The organism is Streptomyces sp. NPDC052023 (genome assembly GCF_044548465.1).
Lineage (GTDB): Bacteria > Actinomycetota > Actinomycetes > Streptomycetales > Streptomycetaceae > Streptomyces.
The window spans coordinates 223576-236188 of the sequence record NZ_JBIUBW010000010.1 but is presented as its reverse complement, the minus strand read 5'-3'; the positions used below and the strand labels follow the sequence as shown (position 1 = coordinate 236188).

Here is a 12613-nt window from a genome sequence, read left to right as displayed (position 1 = left end):
CCCCCCGTCGGGTGCCTGGCATGACGGGGCCGTCCGCAGGCTACGTCCCCAGGATCACCACGAGGCCGAGCACGATGCCGAGGCCCGAGCCGGGGGCCGCCCCCCGTCGGGTGCCTGGCATGACGGGGCCGTCCGCAGGCTACGTCCCCAGGATCACCACGAGGCCGAGCACGATGCCGAGGCCCGAGCCGGGGGTCGCCCCCCGTCGGGTGCCTGGCATGACGGGGCCGTCCACAGGCTACGTCCCCAGGATCACCACGAGGCCGAGCACGACGCCGAGGACCACGCCCGCGATGCCGCAGATGATGCCCGCCAGCGCCTGGCCGGGGTTGGTGGCCTCGCCGCGGCCGGCCTTGGCACGGCCGATGCCGCCGAAGATCACGGCGAGGATGCCCAGCAGGATCGCCACCGGCCAGAGGCAGAAGACCGCGACCGCGACGATGCCGACGACCATGGCGGCGGTGCCCATGCCGTTGCTGGGTTCGCCCGGGCCGCCCGGCCAGCCGTAGTAACCCGGGGCGCCGTGGGTGTGGTGGCCGCCGTAGACCGGCTGCTGGGGTGCCGGGTAGCCGTAGCCGGGTGCCGGGTAGCCGTACGGGACCTGGCCGGGGCCGTGGGGAGCGATCGGCGGGGGCGGGACGTCCTGGGGTCCCGCCGCAGGCGCCGCGAAGGGGTTACCCACCGCGGGGTTCGGCGGGGGGTAGGACGGGGGCCCGCCGGGGCCGGGCTGCGCGGTGGGCGCCGCCCACGGCGGGGAGGCGTCGGCCGCCGGGAAGGACGTGACCGTCTGCTGGTCGTGCACGGACGGGCCCGTCGGCGCCGCGACGGTGTCGCCAGGCCCCACGGGGGTACGGCTTTCCGGCGGCGCCCAGGGGTCGGGCTCGGGGCCGCGAGGATCGGCGGCGGCCCCCTTGTTCAGCGGGACCCGGGCCGGAGCCTCCTGACCGACCTCGGGAATCGCGCCCGCGTCCTGCGAGACGTCGGGAGCCGCGTCCTCGGGCCACTGCGGCGGCGTCCACGCCCCACCGGCGGCAGGCGCACCACCGGGCTCGGCAGCCCCAGGCGTCACACCACCCGTCGCGGCCCCCGTGCGGTCGGCACCGGGCTCGGCGTTGTTCTCCGGCGCGGCCGGCGGCTGCGCGTCGTCGGTCATGCGCGGGACCCCCTCTGTCGTACGTTCCGTCATGCTACGGCCCAGGCGTGACCACGCGGGGGCCGCCCTCCCCGGTTCCAGAAAGCCGCTTCCGCTCCCCCAGGCGCCCCGGCCTACGATGATCCCGCATCACCGATCAGCCGATCACCCGCGTCCCGCCGCCGTGCGCGGCCCGGACGCCGTTCCGGGGAGGAACCTTGACCGACCACACCACCGCGCCGGTGCCCGCCGGGCCGACCGAGTCCGCCGTCGCCGGCGCCCGCGACCAGCACGCCTTCATCGCCGGACTGCCCAAGGCCGAACTGCACGTGCACCACGTCGGCTCCGCCTCCCCCCGGATCGTCGCCGAACTCGCCGCCCGCCACCCCGACTCCAAGGTGCCCACCGACCCCGAGGCCCTGGTCGACTACTTCACCTTCACGGACTTCGCCCACTTCATCGAGGTGTACCTGTCCGTCGTCGATCTGATCCGCACCCCGGAGGACGTGCGGCTGCTCACCTACGAGGTGGCCCGGGACATGGCCCGCCAGCAGGTGCGGTACGCCGAGCTGACCGTCACCCCCTTCTCCTCCACCCGGCGCGGCATCGACGAGAAAGGTTTCATGGACGCGATAGAGGACGCCCGCAAGGCGGCCGAGGCGGAGTTCGGGACCGTACTGCGCTGGTGCTTCGACATCCCCGGCGAGGCGGGTCTGGAGGCGGCCGAGGAGACCGCGCGGCTGGCCACCGACGACCGGGTGCGCCCCGAGGGGCTGGTGTCCTTCGGGCTCGGCGGGCCCGAGATCGGCGTGCCGCGCCCGCAGTTCAAGCCGTACTTCGACCGGGCCATCGCCGCCGGGCTGCGTTCCGTGCCGCACGCCGGTGAGACGACGGGACCCGGGACGGTGTGGGACGCGCTGACCCATCTGCGCGCCGAGCGCATCGGGCACGGCACGAGTTCCGCGCAGGACCCGAAGCTGCTGGCGCACCTCGCCGAGCACCGGATCGCCCTGGAGGTGTGCCCGACCTCCAACATCGCCACCCGCGCCGTCCGCACGCTCGGCGAGCACCCGATCAAGGAGTTCGCGCGGGCCGGCGTCCTGGTCACGATCAACTCCGACGACCCGCCGATGTTCGGCACCGACCTCAACAGCGAGTACGCCGTCGCCGCCCGGCTCCTCGACCTCGACGAGCGGGGTCTTGCGGACCTCGCGAAGAACGCGGTGGAGGCGTCGTTCCTCGACGAGGCGGGCAAGGGCCGTATCAGGGACGAGATCGACGCCTACACCTCGGCCTGGCTCGCGGGCTGACCCCGCCGCCGCCATGGCCCCCATGCCGAACGTGACCGCCGTGGCCCACCGCGGTGCCCCGTACCACTTCCGCGAGAACACGATCGACTCACTCCGCTCCGCGCTCCGGCTGGGCGCGGACGCGGTGGAGATCGACGTACGGCTGACCCGGGACGGTGTGCCCGTACTGCTGCACGACGAGACGCTGAAACGGTTGTGGGAGCACGACCGGCCGCTGCTGTCGCTGTCGGCGGACGAGGTGCGGGGGCTCACCGCGGGCAGGGTGCCGACGCTCGCGGAGGCGCTCGCGGCGACCGGCGGGCACCGGGTGATGCTCGACCTGCCGGGCACGCCCGACGTGCGGGCGGCCCGCCGGGTCGTGGACGTCGTACGGGAGTGCGGGGCGGCGGACCGCGTGTACTACTGCGCGGGCGCCGCGGCGATGCTCGCGGTGCGAGCCGCCGACCCGGCCGCCGAGATCGCCCTCACCTGGACGACGCTGGCCCCGCCGCGGCCGGCCCTGCTGGACGCGGTGCGCCCGCGCTGGCTCAACTACCGCTTCGGACTGGTGAACCGCGCCCTGTCCGCCAGCGTCCACAAGGACGGCTACCTGCTGTCCGTCTGGACCCCCGACACAAGCCGCGCCATGCGCCGCCTGCTCGCCCTGGGCGTCGACTCGATCACCACCAACCGGGTCGACGCGCTGTGCGCCCTGCGCGGGGCCGCCCGGCCGCTCACCGGCCAGGCGTTCCCGTAGGGGGTTCCCCGCACAACCCCCTTGTGCGCCGGGCGAGTTGTCCCGGGGTCGCCCCAGGGCCGGGGTCGTCCTCGCCGACGATCCGGGTGAGGTCGTACCGCCCGAGGATGATCACGACGACCTCACCCTTCGCAGCAGGAGCCCCGATGCCCCCTCTCTCGCGCAGAACCGTCCTCGCCGCCTCCGGCGCGCTCGTCCTCGCGGCAGGCCCCCTGGCCGGCTCCGCCTCGGCCGCCCCGGTGCCGCCGTCGGACCCGGGTCCGAACCGGAAGGCCTTGCGGGCCGCGATCCGCGGGCTGCCCGACAAGGACGCGACGGCCGCGCTGGTGCGGATCGGCGGCAGGACCGGCTGCTGGCACGGCAGTTCGGGCGTACGGGACCTGGTCAGCGGCCGGGCCACGAATCCGGACGCCCGCTTCCGGGCGGGTTCGACGACGAAGGTGGTGACGGCGGCGGTCGTGCTGCACCTCGCGGCGGAAGGGCGACTCGATCTGGACGAGCCGGTGCAGGCACACCTCCCCGGGCTGCTCGGCGCCCGGTTCGAACGGCCGATCGCGGTCCGGCAGTTGCTGAACCACACCAGCGGAATCCCGGCGGGCGACGGGTTCGCCGACCCGTACGCCCACCGCTTCGACACCCTGCCGCCCGAGCGGCTGGTGGCGTCGGCGGCGGCGAAGGGGCCGGAGTTCGATCCCGGCGACCAGCAGCACTACCTCAACATCAACTACACGGTGCTCGGCATGCTGATCGAGCAGGTGACCGGCCGGTCGTACGCCAGGGAGGCCGCTCGGCGCGTGCTGCGTCCCGCCGGGATGCGGGACACGTACTTCCCCGGAGCCGATCCGCGCATCCACGGCCCGCACCAGCGCGGCTACCAGGCGATGGCGGGAGCGGACGGCTCCACGCGGCTCGTCGACGTGACGGAGTGGAACCAGTCGGACCGCTGGGCGGCCGGCGACATGATCTCCACGACGGCGGACCTGGAACGGCTGATCACCGCGCTGTTCCGGGGCCGGATCTGCCGCGGCCGCAGCTGGAGGAGATGTTCACCCGCCCGGCGGGTCTCCCCCTCGCGCCGTACAGCGCCGGGCTTCAGCGGTACGAGGTCGGCGGCCGGGAGTTCTGGTTCAAATCCGGCGCGCGGTACGGGTACGCCACGGCGATCGCCGCGGACCGCGAGCTGAACCGCACGCTCGTCTACGCGGTCAACGCCACCAGCGCCAAGGACGAGTCGGCGAACCCGGTCACCGCGCGCATCGTGGCGGCCGCCCTCGCCTAGGCGCCGGTCGCGAGCGAGGCCCGATGCCCGTCCGGCCCCTGGGCACCCTCACGGGCGAGGCCCCATGCCCGTGAGCCCTGGGCGCCGGTCGCGGGCGCGGCCCCCTGCCCGTGAGCATCAGACGCCCGCCGCGAGCGAAGCCCCAAGCCCATCCACCCCCTGAAGCGCCGGTCGCCGGCGAGGCACCGTGCCCCGCCGCCCCCGCACGCCGCCCGCGCCGGCGAACTCACAACCCCACGATGCCGTTCCACCGCCGCGCGAACTCCACCCGCTCGTCCGGCGCGATGTCCCGGGCGATCGCGAGGCGTTGTCGCATCGCGGTGTCCGGGAAGATGAGGGGGTCCTCGGCCAGGGCGGCGGTCTCCTCGTCCTTGGCGGATGCCAGGACGTCCTGTGCGGCCGGTACGGGACAGACGTAGTTGACCCAGGCCGCCAGCTCGGCCGCGACCTCGGGCTCGTAGTAGTAGTCGACGAGCCGCTCGGCGTTGGTCTTGTGGGCGGCGAGGTTGGGGATCATCAGCGATTCCGACCACAGCTCGGCGCCCTCCTCGGGGACGACGAACTCGATGTCCGGATCGTCCGCCTGGAGCTGGATCACGTCACCTGAGTAGGCCTGGCAGGCCAGTACGTCGCCGCTGGAGAGGTCCTTGATGTAGTCGTTGCCGGTGAAGCGGCGGATGTGCCCGTCCCTGACCCGCTTGTGGACGTGGTCGCACATCCGGTGGAAGTCGTCCGCCGTCCACCGCGTGATGTCGACGCCGTCGCCCTGCATCAGCAGCGCGAACGCCTCGTCCAGCCCGGACAGCAGCGTGACCCGGCCCTTGAGGTCGCCGGCCCACAGGTCGGAGACATGGCGGATCTCCCGGCCCAGCGCCCGGCGGTTGTACGCGATGCCGGTGATGCCGGACTGCCACGGCACGGTGAACTTGCGGCCGGGGTCGAAGGCCGGGGAGCGCAGCAGCGGGTCGAGGTACCGGGTGACGTGGGACTGCCGGGCGCGGTCCATCTCCTGCACCCAGCCCAGCCGGACGAACCGCGCGCACATCCAGTCACTGATGACGATCAGATCGCGGTCGGTCGGCTGGTGGTTCATCAGCGAGGGGCTGATCTTGCCGAAGAACTCGTCGTTGTCGTTGATCTCCTCGACGTAGTCCACGGCGATGCCGGAACGCCGCTCGAAGGCGTCCAGCGTGGGCCGCTTCCTCCCGGAGTCGTCGGTGTCGATGTACAGCGGCCAGTTGGCCCACGTCAGCCTTCTGTCCTGGGCCGAGCGGTCGGCGGCGGCCCGGTCACCGGCTGCCACATAGGCGGCCGGCACCCCGCACCCGGCGAGCGCGCCCGCCGCGGCGGTTCCGCCGAGGGCGAGCAGCAGGGAGCGACGGGACAGCACCGGTGGATTCGCAGGTGGGAGGGCCATGACCTCCAGCATGCCGCGCGTGCCGTGAGGCCGACAATGGACGCTGCGTCGAGCCCCTCCGCGCAGCGCAGACACCTTGTCGATCACCCCGGGACACCCGGCCCGGGACACCCGCGCACCTCGCTGAACCTCCCCTGCGGCCCCCGCCGGACAGCCCCCGCCGGACAGCCCCCGCCGGAACAACCCTCGCCGCCGAACCCCGCCGGACAGCCCCCGCCGGACACACCACGGCCCCGGACGGTCCGTCCTCCGTCCGGGGCCGAGCTCTGTGAGACCACGCGCGGGCAACGCCCCTCCGGGACGGCCCCCGCGCGGAGCGCTACGCGTCCAGCGAGGTCATCACGTGCTTGATCCGCGTGTAGTCGTCGAAGCCGTACGCCGACAGGTCCTTGCCGTAGCCGGACTTCTTGAAGCCGCCGTGCGGCATCTCGGCGACCAGTGGGATGTGGGTGTTGATCCACACACAGCCGAAGTCGAGCTTCTTGGACATGCGCATCGCGCGGCCGTGGTCCTTGGTCCACACGGAAGAGGCGAGGGCGTACTCGACGCCGTTGGCGTACTCGACGGCCTGGTCCTCGTCACGGAAGGACTGGACGGTGATGACCGGGCCGAAGACCTCGTTCTGCACGATCTCGTCGTCCTGCTTCAGGCCCGAGACGACGGTCGGGGCGTAGAAGTAGCCCTTGTCGCCGACCTGGTGACCGCCGGCCTCGACCTTGGCGTGCGCGGGCAGCCGCTCGATGAAGCCGGTGACCTGCTTGAGCTGGTTGGGGTTGTTCAGCGGGCCGTACAGCACGTCCTCGTCGTCCGGCTCCCCGGTCTTGGTCTCGGCGGCCGCCTTGGCCAGGGCCTGCACGAACTCGTCGTGGATCGCCTCGTGGACCAGCACTCGGGTGGCCGCGGTGCAGTCCTGCCCGGCGTTGAAGAAGCCCGCGACGGAGATGTCCTCGACGGCCTTGGCGATGTCGGTGTCCTCGAAGACGACGACCGGCGCCTTGCCGCCCAGCTCCAGGTGGACCCGCTTGACGTCCTTGGCGGCGGACTCGGCGACCGACATGCCGGCGCGCACCGAGCCGGTGATGGAGGCCATCGCCGGGGTCGGGTGCTCGACCATCATGCGGCCGGTGTCGCGGTCACCGCAGATGACGTTGAAGACGCCCTTGGGAAGGATCTCCCCGAGGATCTCCGCGATCAGGACGGTGGAGGCGGGGGTGGTGTCCGACGGCTTCAGCACGACGGTGTTGCCCGCCGCGATGGCCGGGGCGAACTTCCACACGGCCATCATCATCGGGTAGTTCCACGGCGCGACCTGCGCGCAGACGCCGACCGGCTCGCGGCGGACGATCGAGGTGAGCCCGTCCATGTACTCGCCGGCGGAACGGCCTTCCAGCATCCGGGCCGCGCCCGCGAAGAAGCGGATCTGGTCGACCATGGGAGGGATCTCCTCGGAGCGGGTCAACCCGGTCGGCTTGCCCGTGTTCTCCACCTCGGCCGCGATCAGCTCCTCGGCACGCGACTCGAACGCGTCCGCGATCTTCAGGAGGGCCTTCTGCCGCTCTGCCGGGGTCGTGTCCCGCCAGGCCGGGAACGCGGCCTCCGCGGCGGCCATCGCGGCGTCGACGTCGGCCTGCCCCGACAGCGGCGCGGTGGCGTACGCCTCGCCGGTCGCCGGGTTCACCACCTCGGTGGTCCGTCCGTCGGCGGCGTCCCGGAACTCTCCGTCGATGTAGTTGCGCAGACGACGCAGCTCGGTGCTCACTGCCGGCCCTCCAAGTTCGGGTGTCCAATCACTGAGACACCCACCCTAATCGCTAGTCCCACGGTTTCAACACCCCCTGCCCCGCGAGATCTGCGATATCCGCAAGATTGGAATGCGCAGACAACGAATTTCATCGCTGCGGCCTTGCGAAACTGTCGAGACGTCGTGCACAGTGTGGCCGTGGCCAGTCGAAGCGCAGACCAGAGGAACTCGCGGGACCTCCGCGAGCCCTTCCGTGAGTCCTCCCGCGAGTCCAGGAACGGCAGCCCTCAGCTGGACGCCGTCTCCCTCGCGATCATCGAGCAGCTCCAGGAGGACGGCCGCCGGCCGTACGCCGCGATCGGCAAGGCTGTCGGCCTGTCCGAGGCGGCCGTGCGCCAGCGCGTCCAGAAGCTGCTCGACCAGGGCGTGATGCAGATCGTCGCCGTCACGGATCCGCTCACCGTGGGCTTCCGCAGGCAGGCGATGGTCGGGATCAACGTCGAGGGCGACACGGAGTCCGTGGCCGACGCGCTGACCGGCATGTCGGAAGTCGAGTACGTGGTGATGACCGCGGGCTCGTTCGACATCCTCGCCGAGATCGTCTGCGAGGACGACGACCAGCTGCTGGACGTCATCAACAAACGCATCCGGGCCCTGCCCGGCGTGCGCTCCACCGAGAGCTTCGTCTACCTCAAGCTCAAGAAGCAGACCTACATGTGGGGAACCCGATAACCGTGAGTACCAAGGACCTCAGCAAATCCGCGTACGACCACCTGTGGATGCACTTCACCCGGATGTCCTCGTACGAGAACTCTCCCGTTCCGACGATCGTGCGCGGTGAGGGCACCTACATCTACGACGACAAGGGCAAGCGCTACCTCGACGGTCTGGCGGGTCTGTTCGTGGTCCAGGCCGGTCACGGCCGCGTCGAGCTCGCCGAGACCGCCTTCAAGCAGGCCCAGGAGCTGGCGTTCTTCCCGGTCTGGTCCTACGCGCACCCCAAGGCCGTCGAGCTGGCCGAGCGCCTCGCCGACTACGCGCCGGGCGACCTGAACAAGGTCTTCTTCACCACCGGCGGCGGCGAGGCCGTCGAGACCGCCTGGAAGCTCGCCAAGCAGTACTGGAAGCTCCAGGGCCAGCCGACCAAGTACAAGGTCATCTCGCGTGCGGTCGCCTACCACGGCACCCCGCAGGGCGCCCTGTCCATCACCGGCCTGCCCGCCCTGAAGGCCCCCTTCGAGCCTCTCGTGCCGGGCGCGCACAAGGTCCCGAACACCAACATCTACCGCGCCCCGATCCACGGCGACGACCCCGAGGCCTTCGGCCGCTGGGCCGCCGACCAGATCGAGCAGCAGATCCTCTTCGAGGGCCCGGAGACGGTCGCCGCCGTCTTCCTGGAGCCGGTGCAGAACGCCGGCGGCTGCTTCCCGCCGCCGCCCGGCTACTTCCAGCGGGTGCGCGAGATCTGCGACCAGTACGACGTGCTGCTCGTCTCGGACGAGGTCATCTGTGCCTTCGGCCGCCTGGGCACGATGTTCGCCTGCGACAAGTTCGGCTACGTACCGGACATGATCACCTGCGCCAAGGGCATGACCTCGGGCTACTCCCCGATCGGCGCGTGCATCATCTCCGACCGTCTCGCCGAGCCGTTCTACAAGGGCGACAACACGTTCCTGCACGGCTACACCTTCGGCGGTCACCCGGTCTCCGCGGCCGTGGGCCTCGCCAACCTCGAGCTGTTCGAACGCGAGAACCTCACCCAGCACGTGCTCGACAACGAGGGCGCGTTCCTGCAGACCCTGCAGAAGCTGCACGACCTGCCGATCGTCGGCGACGTCCGCGGCAACGGCTTCTTCTACGGCATCGAGCTGGTGAAGGACAAGGCGACCAAGGAGTCCTTCAACGACGAGGAGACCGAGCGCGTCCTGTACGGCTTCCTGTCCAAGGCCCTGTTCGACAACGGCCTGTACTGCCGTGCCGACGACCGCGGCGACCCGGTCGTGCAGCTCGCCCCGCCGCTGATCTCCAACCAGGAGACCTTCGACGAGATCGAGCAGATCCTGCGGGCCACGCTGACGGAGGCGTGGACGAAGCTCTGACCGGCCGACGTGATGATCTTCCTTCGGGAAGATCGGGGTGATCGGCCACGGCCCCGGCGCCGTCCGTTCGAGTGAGAACGGCGGCCCGGGGCCGTGTGCTGTCCGGGAGCCCGGTGGCCGCTGCCTAGCGTGCCCAGTGACCGATCGGCCCAGCCTTCGTTCCCCCGCACGAGGGACCTGGCAGGCACATACGGATCCGAACTGAGGTGTACGCCCATGGTGGCTCCGCCGGACAACGACGTCCTCTGGGCACGCGCCCTGCACTTCCAGCACCGCGACGGCTCCCCCGGGCTCAGCGGTGTCTCGCTGGGCGTCCGGGAGGCGGAGATCCTCGCCGTCACCGGCCCGCGCGGCAGCGGCAAGAGCACGCTGCTGGGCTGTCTGTCGGGCCTGCTGCGCCCCCGGGACGGCGAGGTCTGGTTCAACAGCGTCCCCGTGCACACCATGGGCCCCGTCGCCCGCGAACGGCTGCGCCGCGACCGGTTCGGCTGGATCGACCCCGCCCCCGTCCTCGTACCGGAGCTGAACGTCTGGGAGAACGCCGCGCTGCCGCTGATGCTGCGCGGCACCAGCCGGCGCCGCGCCAAGACGGTCGCCCGGGAGTGGCTGGACCGGCTCGACGTCGGCGACTGCGCCCGCAAGCGCCCGCACCAGCTGCGTCAGGCGGAGCGGCAGCGGGTGTGCATCGCCCGCGCGCTGGCGCCCGCGCCGACGGTCCTGTTCGCCGACGAGCCCACCGCCCCGCTGCACCACGCCGACCGCGGGCACGTGCTGCGCACCCTCACCACGGCGGCCCGCTCGCACGGGATCACGGTGGTGCTGGCCACCCACGACCCGACGACCGCGGCCCTCGCCGACCGCACGGTCTCCCTCCTGGACGGGCGGTGCGTCACCACCGTGCACCTGCCGCCGGTCTCCGAGTCGGAAGGCCGGGCCGCGTGCTCGCTCTCCGCCTGACCCGCAGCGCCCACCCGGCCGTCCAGCTGCGCCGCCTGCTCGTCGCTGCGGCCTCGGCCGGCACCGGCTTGCTCCTGCTGTGCACCCTCGGCTACGCGCTGGGCCATCCGGACGACCCTCCCGCCGCCGTACTCCGCCTGGCCTGGTGCACGGTCCCGCTGGCCGCCACGGTCCAGTTCGCCGTCGCCGTCGCCCGCACCGACCCCGGTACCCGCCCCCGTCCCGGCCTGTCGGCGATCGGGCTGGGCCCGGCCCGCCTGATGACCATCTCGGCCACCACGACGGCCCTGTCCACGGCCCTCGGCTCGATGCTGGCCCTGCTCCTCTTCCTGCACCTGCGCGGCACCATCACGGGGATGCCCTTCGACGGAGCGGGAGCCCAGTTCCTGGCGGCGGACCGGCCCCTGCCGGTGCCGGCAGCCCTGACCCTGCTCTCCCTGGTCCCGGCCGCCGCGTCGCTGGCGGTGGCCCTGGTGCTGCGCCCGCGCGAGGCGCGGCCCGCGCGGGCGGACGGCGCGCGGAAGGCGTTCGGCCGCTTCGGGGCGTACGGGACCGGGGCGATGCGGGAGACGTTCGGCGCGTACGGGCGTTTCGGCGCCCATCTGCGCCGGACCGCGGGCCACGACGAGCAGCGGACGGACCCCGCACCGGCGGACGCCGCCCCGCAGGCCGCCGCCGAGCAGCGCCCCCGTACGGCCGGCGCTCCCGTGCCGCGCAGCGGCGACGCCCCGCAGGCGCCGGACAACCCGGCCGGTACCCCGGCCGCCACGCCCGGCATCGCCGCGTCGCCGGGCAAGCGGCCCAACCCCACCGCGGCCCTCCCCTGGGGTGTGTCCACCCTCGCCGCGGGCCTCGCCGTGGAGGCCTACGCGGGTCATGCCACGGCCACCACCGACATGCCCGGCGGCCTGACCAGCGGGCCCGTCGGCGTCCTCCTCGGCTGGCTGCTCACCGCCGCCGGACTCGCCCTGGCCGGGCCCGGGCTCACCCACATCTGCGGCCATCTCCTGCAGAGCGTCCGGCCCGGCGCCCTGCGCCTGCTCGCCGGCCGGGTCCTGATGGAGGAGTCCTCCCGCATCGGCCGTCCCCTGGGCATCGTCTGCGCGGTCGCGTCCGCCGCCTACGCCATGGCCGCCCTGCAGAACCCCCACGGCCCGACCTTCGGTCCCCTCACCACCCTCGGAGCGCTCCTCGTCGCCGGGTGCACCCTCGCCACCCTGCTCACCGCCGCCGTGGAGGCCAAGCACGCCCGCGCCGACACCACCGCCGCCCTGCTCCGTCTCGGTGCCCCCACGACCATGCTGCGCGCCGCAGCCGGCCTGCGCGCCGCCGCCCTGGTCACCATGTTCGCCCCGCTGACCCTGGCGGTCGCCGCGCTCGCCGCGCAGCCGCTGACCCGCTGAGACGGCCGCCGGGACGCTGCTGAAGATGCGTACGAGGAAAATCGCCGACCGGCGATGAGTTCCGCGGCGGCCCCCGGTCTACCCCACCGAACGGCACGACACCGATGGGAGAGACCACCGATGTACCAGCAGATGATCTTCGTGAACCTGCCCGTGAACGACCTCGACGCCTCGAGGAAGTTCTTCACCCGGCTCGGCTACTCGATCAACGCCCAGTTCAGCGACGACTCCACGGCCTCGGTCGTGATCAGCGACACGATCGTGGCCATGCTGCTCACCCGGCAGAAGTACGCGGAGTTCACGAAGAAGGAGATCGTGGACGCGACGAAGTCCAGCCAGGTGCTGCTGTGCCTGAGCGCGGAGAGCCGCGAGAAGGTCGACGAGCTGGTGGACAACGCGATCGCGGCCGGCGGCTCCGCCTCCGGGGAGCCCCAGGACCACGGCTTCATGTACGGGCGTGGCTTCGACGACCTGGACGGCCACACCTGGGAGGTCATGTGGATGGACCCGGCGGCCCTCGAGGGCTGAGCGACACGCGC

Annotated in this window: 10 protein-coding genes and 1 pseudogene; 8 read left to right on the top strand and 3 right to left on the bottom strand. The window is 72.4% G+C overall.

The annotated features are described in order from the left end of the window. Positions 1 to 238: 238 nt before the first annotated feature. Positions 239 to 1153 carry a hypothetical protein gene (locus ACIHCM_RS21765; RefSeq protein WP_399898224.1) on the bottom strand — a complete coding sequence of 305 codons (915 nt, stop codon included), beginning with the start codon at positions 1151 to 1153 and terminating at the stop codon, positions 239 to 241. A 197-nt stretch (positions 1154 to 1350) separates the two neighbouring features. Between ACIHCM_RS21765 and ACIHCM_RS21760 the strand changes: the two genes are divergently transcribed. From ACIHCM_RS21760 to ACIHCM_RS21750, 3 genes and pseudogenes are all read left to right on the top strand, one after another. Continuing rightward, positions 1351 to 2442 (top strand): adenosine deaminase, encoded by a 1092-nt coding sequence (locus tag ACIHCM_RS21760; protein ID WP_399898222.1) that lies wholly within the window; start codon positions 1351 to 1353, stop codon positions 2440 to 2442. 22 nt (positions 2443 to 2464) lie between these two features. Next, positions 2465 to 3178 (top strand): glycerophosphodiester phosphodiesterase, encoded by a 714-nt coding sequence (locus tag ACIHCM_RS21755; protein WP_399898220.1) that lies wholly within the window; start codon positions 2465 to 2467, stop codon positions 3176 to 3178. A gap of 146 nt (positions 3179 to 3324) precedes the next feature. After that, positions 3325 to 4457: pseudogene (locus ACIHCM_RS21750) on the top strand (serine hydrolase domain-containing protein). A 226-nt stretch (positions 4458 to 4683) separates the two neighbouring features. Here the strand turns inward: ACIHCM_RS21750 and ACIHCM_RS21745 are convergent. Both ACIHCM_RS21745 and ACIHCM_RS21740 read right to left on the bottom strand, forming a co-directional pair. Next, positions 4684 to 5874 carry a spermidine/putrescine ABC transporter substrate-binding protein gene (locus ACIHCM_RS21745; RefSeq protein ID WP_399898218.1) on the bottom strand — a complete coding sequence of 397 codons (1191 nt, stop codon included), beginning with the start codon at positions 5872 to 5874 and terminating at the stop codon, positions 4684 to 4686. Between the two features lie 319 nt (positions 5875 to 6193). Next, on the bottom strand, positions 6194 to 7633 hold the full coding sequence (locus ACIHCM_RS21740) for a gamma-aminobutyraldehyde dehydrogenase (RefSeq protein WP_399898216.1): 1440 nt from the start codon (positions 7631 to 7633) through the stop codon (positions 6194 to 6196). A gap of 165 nt (positions 7634 to 7798) precedes the next feature. Here ACIHCM_RS21740 and ACIHCM_RS21735 point away from each other — a divergent pair, with 165 nt between their 5' ends. The 5 genes from ACIHCM_RS21735 (at position 7799) to ACIHCM_RS21715 (ending at position 12602) form a co-directional block, all read left to right on the top strand. Continuing rightward, entirely contained in the window at positions 7799 to 8347 is a 549-nt protein-coding gene (locus ACIHCM_RS21735; protein WP_399898214.1) for an Lrp/AsnC family transcriptional regulator, read from the top strand. After that, a complete protein-coding gene (locus ACIHCM_RS21730) occupies positions 8332 to 9714 on the top strand; it encodes an aspartate aminotransferase family protein (RefSeq protein WP_399898212.1) in 1383 nt (460 codons plus the stop codon). Before ACIHCM_RS21735 ends, ACIHCM_RS21730 begins: the two co-directional genes overlap by 16 nt. Positions 9715 to 9930: 216 nt before the next feature. Continuing rightward, positions 9931 to 10671 (top strand): ABC transporter ATP-binding protein, encoded by a 741-nt coding sequence (locus ACIHCM_RS21725; protein ID WP_399898210.1) that lies wholly within the window; start codon positions 9931 to 9933, stop codon positions 10669 to 10671. Further along, complete coding sequence (locus ACIHCM_RS21720; protein WP_399898208.1) at positions 10653 to 12074, top strand: hypothetical protein; 1422 nt, start codon at positions 10653 to 10655, stop codon at positions 12072 to 12074. Before ACIHCM_RS21725 ends, ACIHCM_RS21720 begins: the two co-directional genes overlap by 19 nt. A 120-nt stretch (positions 12075 to 12194) precedes the next feature. Next, entirely contained in the window at positions 12195 to 12602 is a 408-nt protein-coding gene (locus ACIHCM_RS21715) for a VOC family protein (RefSeq protein WP_399898206.1), read from the top strand. Positions 12603 to 12613 lie beyond the last annotated feature (11 nt).

What these genes read in the sequence shown, in the direction of transcription:
- ACIHCM_RS21745 (WP_399898218.1), bottom strand. Translation starts at nt 5,874, where the DNA reads ATGGCCCTCCCACCTGCGAATCCACCGGTGCTGTCCCGTCGCTCCCTG.
- ACIHCM_RS21765 (WP_399898224.1), bottom strand. Translation starts at nt 1,153, where the DNA reads ATGACCGACGACGCGCAGCCGCCGGCCGCGCCGGAGAACAACGCCGAG.
- ACIHCM_RS21755 (WP_399898220.1), top strand. Translation starts at nt 2,465, where the DNA reads ATGCCGAACGTGACCGCCGTGGCCCACCGCGGTGCCCCGTACCACTTC.
- ACIHCM_RS21715 (WP_399898206.1), top strand. Translation starts at nt 12,195, where the DNA reads ATGTACCAGCAGATGATCTTCGTGAACCTGCCCGTGAACGACCTCGAC.
- ACIHCM_RS21725 (WP_399898210.1), top strand. Translation starts at nt 9,931, where the DNA reads ATGGTGGCTCCGCCGGACAACGACGTCCTCTGGGCACGCGCCCTGCAC.